The sequence below is a fragment of the Bacillus sp. ISL-46 genome, assembly GCF_018613205.1.
This window is the reverse complement of record NZ_JAGGQR010000015.1, coordinates 202,428-220,023: the sequence shown is the minus strand read 5'-3', so window position 1 is coordinate 220,023 and position 17,596 is coordinate 202,428. Positions and strand designations below refer to the sequence as shown.

15 protein-coding genes and 1 tRNA gene are annotated in these 17,596 nt (G+C 39.6%); 15 read left to right on the top strand and 1 reads right to left on the bottom strand.

Annotated features, from left to right (window positions below; genetic code table 11):
* Positions 1-44: 44 nt before the first annotated feature.
* The 11 genes from J7E67_RS10765 (at position 45) to yihA (ending at position 12,868) form a co-directional block, all read left to right on the top strand.
* The gene (locus J7E67_RS10765) at positions 45-1,097 is read left to right on the top strand and encodes a GerMN domain-containing protein (RefSeq protein WP_214731819.1); all 1,053 of its coding nucleotides are present in this window, start codon (positions 45-47) and stop codon (positions 1,095-1,097) included.
* A gap of 133 nt (positions 1,098-1,230) precedes the next feature.
* Positions 1,231-1,998 (top strand): ribonuclease PH, encoded by a 768-nt coding sequence (gene rph, locus J7E67_RS10760; protein WP_214731818.1) that lies wholly within the window; start codon positions 1,231-1,233, stop codon positions 1,996-1,998.
* A complete protein-coding gene (locus tag J7E67_RS10755) occupies positions 1,999-2,607 on the top strand; it encodes an XTP/dITP diphosphatase (RefSeq protein ID WP_214731816.1) in 609 nt (202 codons plus the stop codon).
* Positions 2,607-3,122 (top strand): metallophosphoesterase, encoded by a 516-nt coding sequence (locus J7E67_RS10750; protein ID WP_214731814.1) that lies wholly within the window; start codon positions 2,607-2,609, stop codon positions 3,120-3,122. Before J7E67_RS10755 ends, J7E67_RS10750 begins: the two co-directional genes overlap by 1 nt.
* 110 nt (positions 3,123-3,232) lie before the next feature.
* A tRNA-Arg gene (locus J7E67_RS10745) sits at positions 3,233-3,306 on the top strand.
* Positions 3,307-3,588: 282 nt separating this feature from the next.
* On the top strand, positions 3,589-4,638 hold the full coding sequence (locus J7E67_RS10740; protein ID WP_214731812.1) for a tetratricopeptide repeat protein: 1,050 nt from the start codon (positions 3,589-3,591) through the stop codon (positions 4,636-4,638).
* 158 nt (positions 4,639-4,796) lie between these two features.
* On the top strand, positions 4,797-6,077 hold the full coding sequence (gene tig / locus J7E67_RS10735) for a trigger factor (protein ID WP_214731810.1): 1,281 nt from the start codon (positions 4,797-4,799) through the stop codon (positions 6,075-6,077).
* A gap of 398 nt (positions 6,078-6,475) precedes the next feature.
* Complete coding sequence (clpX, locus tag J7E67_RS10730) at positions 6,476-7,735, top strand: ATP-dependent protease ATP-binding subunit ClpX (protein WP_088089168.1); 1,260 nt, start codon at positions 6,476-6,478, stop codon at positions 7,733-7,735.
* 315 nt (positions 7,736-8,050) lie between these two features.
* Positions 8,051-9,718, top strand: coding sequence for an ATP-dependent protease LonB (gene lonB, locus J7E67_RS10725; RefSeq protein ID WP_214731808.1), 1,668 nt, complete (start codon positions 8,051-8,053; stop codon positions 9,716-9,718).
* A 244-nt stretch (positions 9,719-9,962) separates the two neighbouring features.
* Positions 9,963-12,290, top strand: a complete 2,328-nt coding sequence (gene lon / locus J7E67_RS10720; protein WP_214731806.1) for an endopeptidase La — start codon at positions 9,963-9,965, stop codon at positions 12,288-12,290.
* Complete coding sequence (gene yihA, locus J7E67_RS10715) at positions 12,287-12,868, top strand: ribosome biogenesis GTP-binding protein YihA/YsxC (RefSeq protein WP_214731804.1); 582 nt, start codon at positions 12,287-12,289, stop codon at positions 12,866-12,868. Before lon ends, yihA begins: the two co-directional genes overlap by 4 nt.
* A gap of 31 nt (positions 12,869-12,899) precedes the next feature.
* Here yihA and J7E67_RS10710 read toward each other — a convergent pair whose 3' ends face one another.
* Complete coding sequence (locus J7E67_RS10710) at positions 12,900-13,388, bottom strand: LiaI-LiaF-like domain-containing protein (protein ID WP_214731802.1); 489 nt, start codon at positions 13,386-13,388, stop codon at positions 12,900-12,902.
* Positions 13,389-13,664: 276 nt separating this feature from the next.
* Here J7E67_RS10710 and hemA point away from each other — a divergent pair, with 276 nt between their 5' ends.
* The 4 genes from hemA to J7E67_RS10690 are packed head-to-tail and all read left to right on the top strand — an operon-like array spanning position 13,665 to position 17,594.
* On the top strand, positions 13,665-15,008 hold the full coding sequence (gene hemA / locus J7E67_RS10705) for a glutamyl-tRNA reductase (protein WP_214731800.1): 1,344 nt from the start codon (positions 13,665-13,667) through the stop codon (positions 15,006-15,008).
* Between the two features lie 12 nt (positions 15,009-15,020).
* Positions 15,021-15,854: a cytochrome C assembly family protein gene (locus tag J7E67_RS10700; RefSeq protein WP_214731798.1), complete on the top strand. Its 834-nt coding sequence runs from the start codon at positions 15,021-15,023 to the stop codon at positions 15,852-15,854.
* Positions 15,855-15,879: 25 nt separating this feature from the next.
* The gene (gene hemC / locus J7E67_RS10695; RefSeq protein WP_214731796.1) at positions 15,880-16,815 is read left to right on the top strand and encodes a hydroxymethylbilane synthase; all 936 of its coding nucleotides are present in this window, start codon (positions 15,880-15,882) and stop codon (positions 16,813-16,815) included.
* On the top strand, positions 16,812-17,594 hold the full coding sequence (locus J7E67_RS10690; protein ID WP_214731794.1) for a uroporphyrinogen-III synthase: 783 nt from the start codon (positions 16,812-16,814) through the stop codon (positions 17,592-17,594). Before hemC ends, J7E67_RS10690 begins: the two co-directional genes overlap by 4 nt.
* Positions 17,595-17,596: the final 2 nt, after the last annotated feature.

Below are 17,596 nucleotides of genomic sequence, written 5' to 3'. Positions count from 1 at the left end.
GCTCGTATACATGTTAGTACAAACTGTCTTAGGGGGAAATAGTTATGTCTAAAAATAAAGCAAAGATCCTTATGTCGACTGTGCTTACTTCAACAGTTCTACTGTCAGGTTGTGGATTATTAGGGTCGGAAACACAAAAGAAAATTGATCCACCAAAGAGTACGACGATTGCAGAAAAAACAACAAGTAAGGAACCGACGGCTAAAGAAACGGCTAAGCAAGAAAACACAGTCAAAACGGAGCTTTATCTGGTTGATAAAGATGGCTATGTTGTACCGCAAACATTGGACCTACCGAAAACAACATCAGTTGCTAAACAGGCCCTTGAATATTTAGTGGCGAATGGACCTGTTACAGATCAACTACCTAATGATTTTCGAGCAGTCCTCCCAGAGGACACGGATCTGTCTGTGAATATTGATAAAGATGGCGTTGCCACGGTTAACTTTTCAAAAGAGTTTAAGAATTACCAAGCTGAAGATGAGATGAAGATCCTCCAATCGGTCACTTGGACGCTGACTCAGTTTGATAATGTTAAAACCGTTAAGCTAAAAATGAACGGTCATGATTTAACGGAAATGCCTGTTAATGGAACACCAATAAGTGAAAATCTTTCAAGAGTCACCGGTATCAACTATGATACAGCAGATGTAACTGATATCACTAATACCAAGCCAGTTACTGTCTATTATATTGGCGGTGAAGAAGGCTCCTACTATTATGTACCTGTGACGCGCCGGGTTAGCAACACTGAGAAAGATACTTATGTAGCAGTCGTCAATGAATTAATAAAAGGACCTAGTGGGAAATCACCACTCGTATCTGAATTTATGTCAGATGTTAAGCTCCTAGAGGCACCAAAGTACGAGGACGGACAAGTAACCTTGAACTTTAATGAGAATATTTTTGGCAGCTTTGAAGAAAAGGAAATTTCACAACATTTACTAGATGCACTCGTGCTTTCCTTAACGGAACAAGAGGGTGTTGAAAAAGTGGCTGTTCAAGTAAATGGCAAGGCAGACATCAAAAATGACAATGGCAAAAAATTAACTGAACCAGTAACTCGACCAGAAAAAGTCAATACAGGTAGTTTTTAAAAAAAATTATTTGTTATACTATATAGTGACCAAGAAAGAGGTTGGCTTTAAGCCCGCCTCTTCTTTATTTGGTATAAGTAAAATTCATGTACCAATTTAAAAATGCTTTACAAAGTTGAAGGAGGTAGTATTTGTGCGTGTTGATGGAAGAGAGCCGCTCCAACTAAGGCCCATACATATTGAACCAAATTATTTAATGCACCCTGAAGGTTCTGTCCTTATTTCTGTTGGGAATACGAAAGTGATTTGTGCTGCAAGTATTGAAGAGAGAGTTCCTCATTTTATGAGAGGGGAAGGCAAAGGCTGGATTACTGCCGAGTATTCGATGCTGCCAAGGGCGACAGAAACAAGAAACATTCGCGAATCGTCAAAAGGGAAGGTCTCTGGCCGGACAATGGAAATTCAACGGTTAATCGGGCGTGCCCTTAGAGCAGTTGTCGATTTAGGGGCGTTAGGTGAAAAAACCGTTTGGATCGATTGTGACGTGATCCAAGCGGATGGCGGGACACGAACAGCCTCGATCACCGGTGCATTTGTGGCGATGACCCTCGCTTTAAATTCTTTAGCAGAGAAAAAGTCGTTTGCAAGGTTTCCGATTACGGATTATTTAGCTGCAACAAGTGTGGGGATTTTACAAAATAACCAAACTGCTCTTGACTTAAATTATGCCGAGGATTCTAAGGCACAGGTCGATATGAATGTAGTCATGACTGGAAATGGCGAATTTGTTGAACTGCAGGGAACGGGCGAGGAATCAACATTCTCCTACGAGCAGCTTCAAGGTCTGCTTAGTGCTGCTCAAACTGGGCTTATGGAACTATTTGAACAACAAAAAGCGGTACTCGGTGAAGAGATTACCCGAAAAATAGAATCACGAAGACAAAACAAGGGGCGACTGTGAATGAAAGAAGTTATTATTGCGACGAAAAATCCCGGAAAGGCGAGGGAATTTGAGCATATCTTTGCGTCAAGAGGGATCGAAGTCCGAACCTTGCTTGATTTTCCTGAAATACCCGACGTAGACGAAACGGGCTCGACGTTTGAAGAAAATGCGATCTTGAAGGCGGAGGCTGTCTCCCAAGCACTTGGGAAAATGGTGATTGGCGACGATTCTGGCTTGATGGTGGACGCGCTTGAAGGAAGACCAGGAATCTATTCAGCACGCTATGCTGGGGAACCAAAAAATGACCAAAACAATACAGATAAAGTCCTGTCAGAATTAAAAGGACTTCCAGATGAAAAGCGATCCGCACGATTCTACTGTGCTTTAGCTGTCGCCGTTCCAGGTCAAGAAACCATAACGGTGTCAGGTACCTGTGAAGGTCGTATTCTTGAAGAACAAAGAGGTACCAATGGATTTGGCTATGATCCTGTTTTTTATGTACCTGAGAAAAGTCTAGCCATGGCCGAATTATCATCGGATGAAAAAAATAAAATCAGCCACCGTGCGAATGCATTGAAGAAGCTCGATGTGGTCTTGGATTCTATTTTAGAAAGAGCGGAAAAGTAATGAGCAAGATTTTAGTGGTTAGTGATAGCCATGGGTTGACGAAAGAACTCAATGTTTTAAGAGAAAGGCATTCTGAAGATGTTGATTTAATGATTCATTGTGGCGATTCGGAATTGATGCCTGATGATCAAGCGATTTCTGGTTATATAACGGTAAGGGGAAATTGTGATTTCGGCAGCGGATATCCGTTGGAGACGATGGCTGAGGCGGTGGGGAAGAAATTCTTCATTACCCATGGGCATCTTTATTCAGTAAAATCTTCTTTGATGAATATTAAATATAAAGCACAGGAAGTAAACGCCGATATCGTCTGTTTTGGCCACTCGCATGTCCTTGGTGCGGAAGTGATAGATGGTACCTTATTTTTAAATCCAGGCAGCATTCGCTTGCCGAGGGAACGCTTAGAAAAAACCTATGTTATTCTTGATTTGCAGGATGAGAAAGTTAAAATGTCAGTGTTTGAAGCGGATGGACGGGAAATTTCAGAGCTTGCCCGTGAATTTGCCCTTCGATAAATGCGAGGGAGATTTCCTCTCCCTTTTATTTTTTAAAAAAAATAATAGAAAGTCTGTTGACTTTTTGATATTACGGTAATATAATAAATCTTGTCTTAAACAACTTATATGTCCCAGTAGCTCAGCTGGATAGAGCAACGCCCTTCTAAGGCGTGGGTCGGGAGTTCGAATCTCTCCTGGGACGCTATACTACATGGTAGAAAAAAACTCACTTTTATAAGTGAGTTTTTTTCTGTTTATTAGTTGTCAAAACAATATTTATAGTTCTATATGACTGTAAAGGTGATGCAGCGAAGGTTACGGTCATATAAAGAGGTTCTATGTGACCGTAAAGGTGATGAGACCAAGTTTAAGGTCACGTATAATCAAATTCAACGAATAGAAATCAGTCACCATTGCTGGTGAGTTTTTTTTGCCTTCTATTTATGCTAAACTATGTTCCAAGACTATCATAAGGACGGATTTTATGAAAAAACGGGAACCTGTGAAAAGAATAGATAATGTGATCTTTTTTCCCGGACTTGAAAAAAGATTAACTGACAAAGGTCTGGAAAACCTTGAAAAGAAAAAATTCAACGAAGCGATAAACCTTTTGGAAGAAGCCAGAGAACATGATCCTGACAATGACGAAATATTGATTGGTTTGGTTCTGGCTTATTTTGAAGCATCTTCTTTTCAAAAAGCAAAAGCACTTGCCAAAGAAATGCTTCATAAAGGAATTGGGGACTATTTGCAAATGGTCGATCTCTATTTGACGGTCCTGATCCAGCTTCATGAATACCAGGAAATTGTAGCAACAATTGAAGTCTTATTAGAAGAAAAAGAGATTCCGCCTGAAAAACATGACCACTTTTTAACCATCCTGCAATTCAGCAGGAGAATGGCAGAAAACCGTCAACCAGACCCAGACCCAGACACAGAATCAAATACATATGACATCACCCCTGAGGAAACAAACGTTCATGAACTAAACCTTTTTTCGATTGATAATCTAAACGAACAAATGCTCCTCGTTTCGAGCTTGGCTGAGAAAAACATTCGCCCCTACCTTCCTGAGATTGCCGAATATTTAGCAGCAGAAGCAGGTCATCCATTCCTTAAAACAATCCTGTTATCTTTTTTAAAAGAACAGGAAATTGATACAGAATTATCTGTCATGAAATTTGAGATGGAGAAAAAAGTTATTCCCACACATCTTCCAGAAGTTAGGGAAGAACCAAGATTGAAAGAGGTAAAGGCTTTATTAGAGGCTCGATTGGAAAGTGAAGACCCCGTTCTTTTTGAAAACAGCTTCAGAATGGCAGAACGAAATTTTTTTATTAGCTATCCTTTCGAATTGCAGCCGAAAAGCACTGCTGCTTGGGCTGCAGCCTTTCACCACTTGGCCGAATATTACCTAGGTATGGACATAAAGATACATCACTTGTCCGGAGAATATGAAGTTCCAGTGGAGGAAATAGAAGAAGCTATCGCGATGATTGAGGTAATTGAGAAAATTTCTTATCCTAATATATAAGCTTCGCTGTTGAAAGAAAATAAACCTATGTTATAATGTAGTGGTTGCATTGTGTAAAAAACACATTTAAAAGAAGGATAATAGCTTGATGGACAAGTTATTTCCAAACTCAAATTCGTTACGAATGATATGAGAATAGATTGTTGGAGGGAAAAGGTATGACAACAGCGAAATGGGAAAAATTAGAAGGTAACCGCGGCGTTCTTACGGTTGAAGTAAGTGCGGAAAAAGTAAATGAAGGACTAACTGCGGCTTTTAACAAAGTTGTTAAGCAAGTAAATGTTCCTGGCTTCCGTAAAGGAAAAATGCCTCGTCCAATGTTTGAAAAGCGTTTTGGTGTAGAATCACTTTATCAAGATGCATTAGATATTCTTCTTCCAGAAGCATACGGAAGTGCAATTGACGAAACAGGCATCGAGCCAATCGACCGTCCAGATATCGACATCGAGCAAATGGAAAAAGGCAAAGAACTTATCTTCAAAGCTACTGTTACAGTTAAGCCTGAAGTAACATTAGGCGAATACAAAGGCTTAGAAGTAGAAGCACTCGATACAAACGTTACTGACGAAGACGTTGCTAACGAACTAAAAACTCTTCAAGAGCGTCAAGCTGAGCTTGTAGTTAAAGAAGAAGGCACAATTGAAAATGGTGATACTGTAGTTCTAGATTTCGAAGGATTCGTTGATGGCGAAGCGTTCGAAGGTGGAAAAGCTGAAAACCATTCACTTGAAATTGGTTCAGGATCATTCATCCCTGGCTTTGAAGAGCAATTAGTAGGTTTAGCTACTGGCGAATCTAAAGACGTGGAAGTTACATTCCCTGAAGAATATCATGCAGCTGAGCTTGCTGGTAAACCTGCAGTATTCAAAGTAACGATTCATGAGATTAAAGGTAAAGAACTTCCTGCATTAGATGACGAGTTTGCTAAAGATGTGGATGATGAAGTTGAAACATTAGACGCACTTAAAGAAAAAATCAAAACTCGTTTAGAAAACAGCAAAAAGCACGAAGCAGAGCATCATTTACGTGATACAGTTGTTGAAAAAGCTGCTGCCAATGCAGAAGTAGAAATTCCAGATGTAATGGTCAACAGCGAAGTAAACCGTATGCTTCAAGAATTCGAACAACGCTTACAAATGCAAGGTATGAACCTTGAACTTTACTTCCAATTCTCAGGTCAAGACGAAAATGCTTTACGTGAGCAAATGAAGGAAGAAGCTGTAATTCGCGTTCGTACGAACTTAACATTAGAAGCAATTGCTAAGGCTGAAAACCTTGAAGTAACTGACGAAGAAGTAGATGCAGAACTTGAGAACATGGCTGGAATGTACAACATGACCGTTGATAGCATTAAACAAGCATTAGGCGGACTTGAAGGTATCAAATCAGACCTTAAACTTAAAAAAGCAGTTGACTTTATTGTTGAAAACAAAAAATAATTTTTAAAATAATGCAGGGCACGATTCAAATCGTGCCTTGTTTTATACATTTTTTCAATTACATATTATAATAAGAAGTGGGAACATTTTTAACAATGGGCAGGAAAACAAGTTAGACATAGCGAATAAACAATAAATAATTTCCAGACAGGTTTGAGATTTATTTTCCTCATAATGGTTAAGATTAATGAGTACATAAGTTTTTAAAATGAATCACACCTAACAAAATGAGAGTTCAGAAAAACATATTTACCCTAAGCTTTTTATTTCCAGTCCATTGGCTTTATGTGTTACAATGCAACATACATACTATTCAATTATTAGAAAAGGACTCGAATTTTGGTTGTGTGATTCGCAGGTTCCAATAGGATTTTAACACGTTTTAAGGGGTGAAAGGATTGTTTAAATTTAATGATGAAAAAGGACAATTAAAGTGTTCCTTCTGTGGTAAAACGCAGGACCAAGTTCGTAAACTGGTTGCCGGGCCAGGAGTTTACATATGTGACGAATGTATTGAACTTTGTACCGAAATCGTTGAGGAAGAACTTGGAACAGAAGAAGAAGTAGAATTTAAAGATGTACCAAAGCCGAAAGAAATTTGTGAAATTCTTGATGAATATGTAATTGGCCAAGATCAAGCAAAGAAGTCTCTTTCTGTTGCGGTTTACAATCACTATAAGCGCATCAATTCCAATAGCAAAATTGATGATGTTGAGCTTGCAAAAAGTAATATTTGTATGATTGGACCAACAGGAAGCGGTAAAACTTTACTAGCCCAAACACTGGCACGTATTCTGAATGTACCTTTTGCGATTGCAGATGCAACTTCCCTTACCGAAGCTGGATATGTTGGGGAAGATGTTGAGAACATTTTATTAAAATTAATTCAATCTGCTGATTATGATGTTGAAAAGGCAGAAAAAGGAATTATTTATATTGATGAAATTGATAAAATCGCACGTAAATCCGAAAATCCTTCGATTACAAGGGATGTTTCTGGTGAAGGTGTTCAACAAGCATTATTAAAAATTCTTGAAGGTACGGTTGCAAGTGTTCCACCACAAGGGGGAAGAAAACACCCGCATCAAGAATTTATCCAAATCGATACAACAAATATTCTATTTATCTGCGGCGGAGCATTTGACGGGATCGAACCGATTATTAAGCGTCGTTTAGGCCAAAAAGTAATTGGTTTTGGTTCAGATATTAAGCAGCAGGAAGTGGGACAAAAAGAACTTCTTTCAAAAGTATTACCTGAAGACTTATTACGTTTTGGATTAATTCCTGAATTTATTGGGCGTCTTCCTGTAATCGCAAGTCTTGAGCAATTGGACGAAGCAGCATTGATTGAAATTTTAACTAAGCCAAAAAATGCGCTTGTTAAACAATATCAAAAAATGCTTGAAATCGACGAGGTGGAACTTCAATTTGAAGAAGGCGCATTGACTGAAATTGCCAAAAAGGCAATTGAACGCAAAACCGGCGCCCGTGGTTTACGTTCGATTATTGAAGGAATTATGCTTGATGTCATGTTTGACCTACCTTCACGTGATGACATTACTAAGTGTGTCATTACTAAAGAAACGGTCATTAACAATAGTGTTCCAAAACTTCTTTTGGAAGATGGAACTGTTGTTGCTGAAGAAAAATCTGCATAATAATTGACGAAGACCCGGCTTAAGCCGGGTCTTTTTCTTTCCAATAGGTGATTTTTCGTATATTTTATGTGCTTTTTATGTTCTATCAGCGAATTTTCATATTCAATCAGCGAATTTCTAGAATCAATGAGCGAATTTCTAGATTCAATGGGCGAATTTCTCGATTCAATGAGCGAATCCTCCGATTCAATGGGCAAATCTGATTTTCCACCACCCTCTGAACAGTTTCTTACAATTTGTGTTTATTCCACCCCACTGCAGGAAATACTTATTAATATATATTTAGTAATAAGTTGAAATGCAGGAGGGAAATGTATGAGTTGGACGGGGATTGCCTTATTTATACAGCTATTTTTCGGAATCATCATTGGGCTGTATTTTTGGAATTTGCTGAGGAATCAGCGGACACAAAAAGTATCCATTGATCGGGAATCCCGGAAGGAAATGGAACAGCTTCGCAAAATGAGATCCATTTCACTTACAGAACCATTAGCTGAAAAAGTTCGGCCTACAAGCTTTCAAGACATTGTCGGTCAAGAAGATGGAATCAAATCATTAAAAGCAGCACTATGTGGACCAAATCCGCAGCATGTGATCATTTATGGACCGCCAGGAATTGGAAAAACTGCAGCTGCACGCCTCGTATTAGAAGAAGCGAAAAAAAATCGTAAATCACCATTTAAACCTGAATCTGTGTTTATCGAACTAGACGCAACAACGGCACGATTTGATGAAAGAGGTATAGCCGACCCCTTAATTGGTTCCGTTCATGACCCAATCTATCAAGGTGCCGGAGCGATGGGACAAGCAGGAATTCCACAGCCGAAGCAAGGGGCAGTTACCAACGCCCATGGCGGAGTCTTGTTTATCGATGAAATCGGCGAATTACATCCGATTCAAATGAATAAGCTGTTAAAAGTATTAGAGGATCGCAAGGTCTTCCTGGAAAGTGCGTATTACCACGAGGAAAATAACCAAATCCCAACGCATATCCATGATATTTTTAAAAATGGACTTCCAGCTGATTTTCGTTTAATCGGCGCGACAACAAGAACGCCGAGTGAGATCCCGCCTGCGATTCGATCGCGCTGTATGGAGGTTTTCTTTAGGGACTTAAATCAGGAAGAAATTGTGGAAATTGCCAATAATGCCGCGAAAAAAGTTAACCTTCAAATAAGCGAACTTGGTGTGAATACCATCGCAAACTATGCAAGAAATGGCCGTGAAACAGTCAATTTGATTCAAATTGCGGCAGGATTAGCGATTACGGAAGACCGTAATTTTATCAAGGATGAAGATATCGAGTGGGTCATTCATGCTAGTCAAATGTCACCAAGAATGGAAAGAAAGATTAATGATATTTCTCATGTCGGGCTTATCAATGGACTGGCAGTTTATGGTCCGAATTCAGGTGCATTACTAGAAATCGAAGTGACTGTGATCCCAGCAAAAGATAAAGGATCGATCAATATTACTGGAATCGTAGATGAAGAAAGTATTGGCGGACAAGGGAAATCGATTCGTCGGAAGAGTATGGCGCGCGGTTCGATTGAAAACGTTATCACTGTTTTACGATCAATGGGTGTACCAGCAAATGACTATGATATCCATGTGAATTTCCCAGGTGGTGTTCCCATTGACGGACCATCCGCCGGAATCGCAATGGCGACGGGGATTTATTCCGCTATTTATAAAATTCCAATCGATAACACCGTGGCAATGACAGGAGAAATAAGCATCCATGGAAATGTAAAGCCGATTGGCGGTGTCTATCCAAAGGTGAAGGCAGCGAAAAAAGCAGGAGTAAAAACGGTGATCATCCCAGAAGAAAACATGCAGACAATCCTTAAAGAAATTGACGGGATCAATATTGTTACCGTTACCCATCTGCACGAAGTATTTGAGATTGCCCTAGTAAATGACTATCAGAAAATGGATGCGATCCCTGCATCGATTGAACTATCAAAAAAAGAAAGTATCTAACGAAAAACTTCGGTTTGTGGTTCAATAGGCAAACCGAAGTTTTTTATTGCATATTATTTCATGTGAGAATTCTAAAAGAACAGAGAAAGAATTCTTTATGTTTGGGGAAAATAAAGTCATGCTGAAAATGAGGTTTCATACACCTTCTCTAAAAATAGACACTTAAAAATAAATAGGATAGAATTGTACAAAGACCATTCTGATTTTACAGTAAAAAAAGATTTGCATGTGGAGGTGCAGTATTTTGACGAAAAAGAACGAATTGATCGTCCCCCTCCTGCCGCTTCGAGGATTGCTCGTCTATCCGACTATGGTCCTTCATTTAGATGTAGGACGTGAACGATCAGTACAAGCACTTGAAAAAGCAATGGTAGATGACCATTTAATATTCTTAACCACTCAAAAGGAAGTTTCGATTGATGACCCTTCTGAGGAGGATTTATACACGATTGGAACGTTAACGAAAGTTAAACAAATGCTTAAACTGCCAAACGGTACGATAAGAGTATTGGTTGAAGGATTAAATCGCGGGGAAATCATTTCATTTCACGATGAAGAAGACCACTATGCTGTTACGATTATTACCCACGAAGACCCGGATACGAAAGATGTCGAAGACCAAGCCTTAATGAGAACGATGCTTGATTATTTCGAGCAATACATAAAATTATCGAAAAAGATCTCTGCAGAAACCTATGCTTCAGTTGCAGATATTGAAGAACCTGGCAGAATGGCGGATATCATCTCATCCCATTTACCAATCAAATTGAAGGAAAAGCAAGAAATCCTTGAAATGACAGATATTAAAGAAAGAGTAAACAAAGTAATTGATACCATTCATAACGAAAAAGAAGTCCTGAATTTAGAAAAAAAGATTGGTCAGCGTGTTAAGCGTTCCATGGAAAGGACGCAAAAAGAGTATTATTTGCGTGAGCAAATGAAGGCGATCCAAAAGGAATTAGGCGATAAGGAAGGCAAAACTGGCGAAATTGCTGAACTTACCAAAAAAATTGAGCAATCAGGTATGCCAGAACATGTTCTTCAAGCCGCACAAAAAGAAATTGAACGTTATGAAAAGGTGCCGGCCAGTTCAGCAGAAAGTGCAGTTATTCGCAACTATATCGACTGGCTTATTTCCATCCCTTGGTCGAAAAAAACAGAGGATGACATTGATATTCTCCGGGCTGAAAAGATTTTAAATCAGGACCATTACGGACTTGAAAAAGTTAAGGAACGCGTCCTCGAATATTTAGCTGTTCAGAAGCTGACGAATTCGTTAAAAGGGCCAATCCTTTGTCTTGCTGGACCTCCTGGGGTTGGGAAAACAAGCCTTGCACGTTCGATTGCGACTTCACTCAATCGAAATTTTGTCCGCATTTCACTTGGCGGCGTCCGCGATGAATCAGAAATTCGTGGACATCGCAGAACCTATGTTGGGGCGATGCCAGGTCGAATCATCCAAGGAATGAAAAAAGCTAGTACCATTAACCCTGTCTTTTTACTCGATGAAATCGATAAAATGTCTAGTGATTTCCGTGGAGATCCATCAAGCGCCATGCTTGAAGTACTCGATCCTGAACAAAATAGTAACTTTAGCGACCATTATATAGAAGAAACCTATGATCTTTCCAAGGTTATGTTTATAGCGACAGCCAATAACTTATCAACAATTCCTGGTCCGCTTTTGGACAGAATGGAAATAATCACGATTGCCGGCTACACGGAACTTGAAAAAGTCCATATTTGCCGAGATCATTTACTACCAAAACAGATTAAAGAAAATGGTCTTTCTAAAGGAATTCTTAAGGTCCGCGATGATGCCATTCTAAAAGTGGTTCGTTACTACACACGTGAAGCAGGCGTTCGAAGTTTAGAGCGTCAGATGGCAACTCTATGCCGGAAAACGGCAAAAATCATTGTTTCAGGCGAAAAGAAGCGTGTCATCATTACCGAAAAGAATATCGAAGAGTTTTTAGGAAAAACAAGATTCCACTATGGGATGGCCGAGTCAGAAGATCAAGTTGGAGTAGCAACCGGGTTAGCCTATACAACGGTGGGTGGAGACACTCTCCAGATTGAAGTTTCTTTAGCGCCAGGTAAAGGGAAACTTGTGTTAACTGGAAAGCTTGGCGACGTCATGAAGGAATCAGCACAAGCTGCGTTTAGCTATATCCGATCCAAAGCCAAGGAACTAGGGATTGATGAGAATTTCCATGAAAAATATGATATCCACATTCACGTTCCTGAAGGTGCAGTTCCTAAAGATGGACCATCGGCCGGTATTACCATGGCAACGGCGCTTGTATCAGCCTTGTCGGGCAGAGCCATTCGCCGAGAAGTAGGAATGACCGGAGAGATTACTTTAAGAGGCAGAGTTCTTCCAATTGGCGGCTTAAAAGAAAAAACACTTAGTGCCCATCGAGCGGGCTTAACAAAAATTATTCTTCCAAAGGATAATGAAAAAGATATTGATGATATTCCTGAAAGCGTTAGGAATGAACTGGATTTTGTCCTTGTTTCCCATGTGGACGAAGTCTTGAAGCATGCCCTGTTGGAAGGTGAAGTGAAATGAAGGTAGTCAGCTCAGAGATAGTCATCAGTGCAGTAAAGCCAGAACAATACCCGGAAACAGATTTACCTGAATTTGCGCTTGCAGGTCGTTCCAATGTCGGTAAATCTTCTTTTATCAATAAAATGCTGAACCGAAAAGGTTTGGCGAGAATATCCTCCAAGCCAGGAAAAACACAAACGCTTAATTTCTATTTAATTAACGAAATGCTGCATTTTGTCGATGTTCCTGGTTATGGATACGCAAAGGTTTCAAAATCTGAGCGGGCCGCATGGGGAAGAATGATTGAAACGTATTTTACATCGCGGGAGCAATTAAAAGCGGCGGTTCAAATCGTTGATCTTAGACATCCACCATCAAAGGATGATGTCATGATGTATGATTTCTTAAAGCATCACGAAATTCCTTGTGTCATCATTGCCACCAAGGCAGATAAAATCCCCAAAGGGAAATGGCAGAAGCATTTAAAAATAGTTAGAGAAACCTTAGAGCTTGATAAAAATGATCAAATGGTTCTATTCTCCTCCGAAACTGGTTTAGGAAAAGACGAGGCTTGGTCTGTTCTACAGAGTTTTATGTAAAAAATAAACGCCTGGGCATAAGCGCCAGGCGTTATTTTTTCTTCTTTAGGAGAAAATAAATACCAACCACAATGAGAAGAGCAGGCCAAAATTTCCACACAAAGCTCATCCCGTTTTGAAGTAAATCAAAATAGGCAGTAATTTTATCATAAAATAACAGAAGGATTGCTAAAATTAGAAAGAGGAATGCTTGGAATAATCCTGAATTCGTCTTTTGAAACCGTAGAAAAAATCCGATAGAAATAATTAAAATTAACATACCAATATTGTTACTAGGCCAAAAGGACACCTTACCGACAAGATGGAAGTGAAGTCCAAATCCAGCCATAATGACCCCAGGAAGTATTGCCTCAGACTCTTTAGCAGAATACCCTTGACCTAAAAAGGCAATTCCAACAATCATAAGTAAGGTCGGCCATGTGAAAAATTGTTGGAAAATAGTGATCCCAGTTTGCTGCAATAGGAAGTAAGCTCCAAAGCCTATAAGAATGATCCCAGGAAAAATTCGTTGATTCTTCATCAAAAACACCGCTTCCAGTAAGGTTCACTTGAATCTTGTCCATTTTTTTGGTACTGTACATAAGGAAGTATTTTAAAAAAATAGTTATTGGTATTAAGAAAGTCTAAAGGAAACTTTGCTAAAGTGTCCCTATCGGGATTATCTTTACTCGACTTTACTTAAATATATTAACATATAGTTTCGTTTTCTGTTCACATTTTTCGAGCAAAAGTCGAAATTGCTCATGATATAATCATACTAGTTAAGTTGTAATATCTATTGGGGGTGTCCTTTCAAATGCATACATTAGTGATCGGTATTAACTATAAAACTGCCCCCGTGGAAATTCGTGAGCGGTTGTCATTTAATGAAGCCGATCTTGCGGAGGCCATAAAAAAGTTAAATACCAAAAAAAGTATCCTAGAAAATATCATCTTGTCTACATGTAATCGTACGGAAATTTATGCGGTTGTGGATCAATTACATACAGGCCGCTATTATATTAAAGAATTTCTGTCAGAATGGTTCGGTATAGAACAAAAAGAATTTTCTCCTTTTTTATTTGTATATGAAGACGATGGCGCAGTGGATCATTTATTTAACGTTACCTGTGGACTTAATTCCATGGTTTTAGGAGAAACACAAATCCTAGGCCAAGTTCGTACGAGCTTCATGTTAGCCCAGGAAGTAGGAACTACGGGTACCGTGTTCAACCAATTGTTTAAACAAGCAATTACCGTTGCCAAACGCGCGCATTCAGAAACGGATATTGGTGCTAATGCCATATCTGTCAGTTATGCAGCAGTGGAATTGGCGAAGAAGATCTTTGGTTCACTTGCTAATAAACATGTGTTAATTTTTGGCGCAGGAAAAATGGGTGAATTGGCTGCCCAAAACCTGCACGGTAATGGTGTGAAGAAAGTTACTGTTATTAATCGGACCTATGAAAAAGCGCAAGACTTAGCTAACCGGTTCAGCGGTAAAGCGAGAACCTTAGCTGAATTAGAGAAATCATTAGCAGAAGCTGATATCCTGATCAGTTCAACCGGTGCAAAAGACTTTGTTATTTCAAAAGAAATGATGGTCAAGGTCGAGAAAAAACGCAAGGGTAAGCCGCTATTTATGGTGGACATTGCTGTACCTCGCGACTTGGATCCAAGAATTGCTGAGCTTGAAAATGTCTTTTTATACGATATTGACGATTTAGAGGGGATTGTTGAGGCCAACCTGCAAGAGCGTAAGAAGGCAGCTGAAAAAATCATGCTCATGATTGAAAAAGAAATCGTTGAGTTCAAGCAATGGCTTGGAATGCTAGGGGTAATTCCAGTTATCTCGGCTCTTAGAGAAAAAGCACATGTAATCCAATCGGAAACCATGGTTAGTTTGGAGAGAAAGCTGCCAAATTTATCAGAGCGTGATCTAAAAGTGTTAAATAAACATACAAAAAGTATCATCAACCAGCTCTTAAAAGACCCTATTTTACAAGCGAAAGAATTGGCTGCGCGACCTGATGCAAATCAAGCAATGGATCTTTTTATGAAGATCTTTAATATTGAAGAGCTTGTTAAGGAACAACATTCGAAAGCAGCCGAAACCAACCAAATAACGGTTACAACACCGCAGGCTTCCTTTCAGTCATAAGGGGTACGTTCTATGTTTAATGTCTTTATGACAAGGCTTCATGAATTAACCGTTGTTCTATATGCCTTCAGTGTGTTGTTATATTTTTTCGATTTTCTACATCATAACCGGAAGGCAAACCGTATTGCTTTCTGGTTACTTGCATTTGTATGGGTTTTGCAAACCGTTTTTCTCGGAATCTATATGTATAAAACAGGCAGATTCCCTGTGTTAACTATTTTCGAGGGACTCTATTTTTATGCCTGGATATTAGTCACATTGTCAATTGGTATAAATCATTTATTACGAGTCGATTTTATCGTCTTTTTCACGAATATACTTGGCTTTACGGTCATGGCGATTCATACATTTGCCCCGATGCAATATGGTTCGCATATCATGGCGAAGCAGCTTGTTTCTGAACTGCTTTTGATTCATATTACGATGGCGATCCTCTCATACGGGGCCTTTTCATTATCATTCGTTTTTTCAACATTATATCTGCTTCAATATGATTTATTAAAAAGGAAAAAATGGGGAACTAGACTCTTACGACTGGCCGACTTAGATAAACTTGAAAAATCATCCTACATATTGGCCGTAATCGGTGTTCCGATGCTTCTGCTCAGTCTCATCTTAGGATTGCAGTGGGCCTTTCTTAAGGTACCCGGGATGCCATGGTACGATATGAAAATCATCGGCTCATTTCTGTTATTAACCGTCTATAGTATTCTTTTATATCTTCGCATTGTGAAAAATCTATCGGGAAGAAAATTAGCGATTTGGAATACAGCTGCCTTTTTAATTGTTTTAATTAACTTTTTCTTATTTGGTCAATTATCATCTTTTCATTTATGGTATGCGTAGCGCATAACCTCAGGAGGTCGCAATCATGAGAAAAATAATTGTAGGTTCTAGACGAAGCAAATTGGCATTAACACAAACCAATTGGGTGATCGATCAGCTAAAAAAGTTGGACCCTCGCTTTGATTTTGAAGTAAAAGAAATCGTCACAAAAGGGGATCAAATCCTTGACGTTACCCTTTCGAAAGTTGGCGGTAAAGGACTTTTTGTAAAAGAAATTGAGCAAGCAATGCTTGATAAAGAGATTGATATAGCCGTTCATAGTATGAAAGATATGCCAGCTGTCTTACCAGAAGGACTTACAATTGGATGCATTCCTTTTCGTGAGGACTACCGTGATGCGCTAATTTCAAGAGGGCATGTGAAGTTAAAAGACTTAAAACCAGGTGCAGTTATAGGCACAAGCAGCCTACGCCGCAGTGCACAGCTATTAGCAGCCCGCCCAGATTTAGAGATTAAATGGATCCGAGGTAATGTGGATACAAGATTAGCAAAATTAGAAACAGAGGAATACGATGCAATTATTTTAGCCGCAGCTGGCCTTAACCGTCTTGGCTGGGCTTCTGACGTGGTCACCGAATTCCTCGATGCAGATCTATGTATTCCTGCCGTCGGTCAAGGGGCATTGTCGATCGAATGCCGTGAAGATGATAAAGAACTTCTCGAACTTTTTGAAAAATTCACCTGCAAAAAAACGGAAAGAGCGGTTCGTGCAGAGCGTGCCTTCCTTCAAAAAATGGAAGGCGGGTGTCAGGTACCAATTGCCGGCTTCGCCTATGTAGCTGAAAATGATGAAATTGTCCTAAATGTTTTAGTGGCTTCACCAGAAGGACATGAAATCATTAAAGAAGAAGTTAGAGGACAAAATCCAGAAGAGCTTGGTGTTCAGGCAGCTGACTTATTAATTCAAAAAGGCGGGAAAGACCTAATTGATAAGGTAAAGCGGGAGCTCGAAGGTCAATGATCCAATCGTTACCTTTGCTTGATAAAACCGTTCTTATCCCAAGAGGAGAAAATCAAGCAAAATCCTTTTCACAACTTGTAGAAAGGTATGGAGGGATTCCAATCGAAATCCCTCTTATTGCCTTTCGTCCGATAGAAAAAAATCAGCGCCTTCACGAAGCTTTGCTGGTTCTTGATACATATGACTGGATTATTTTTACGAGTAACGTAACTGTTGAAACCTTCTTTTCTTTTTTAAAAGAGGAAGGGGTTAGCGAAGCGTTTCCGAAAATCGCTGTTATTGGCAAAAAGACAGCAGAGGTTTTGATGGAAAGAGGACTATCTCCAGCGTTCGTCCCGACAGCTTATGTGGCGGAAACGTTTGTAGAGGAATTTATCCCCATGATTGATAAGGATTCACGGGTGCTCGTTCCAAAAGGAAACCTTGCCCGAGAATATATCGCCAGATCCTTAACAGGGGCCGGTGCCGTGGTCGATGAGGTTGTGATCTACGAAACCTATATGCCCGATGAAAGCCGCCTGAGGCTGGCTAATATGCTAGCAGATAACCAACTGGATATCCTCACGTTTACGAGCCCTTCAACGGTTGACCATCTAATGGATGTCGTGAAGGAGTATCGATTGGATGAGCAGCTGAAAAATTGTATCATTGGCTGTATCGGTCCCGTTACCGAGAAAAAATTACGTGCTTATGGATTAATGGTCCATGCCTCACCAAAAGAGTACACCGTAAAAGAAATGATTAACAGTACGATTGCCTATTTAGATATGGAGGAATAATA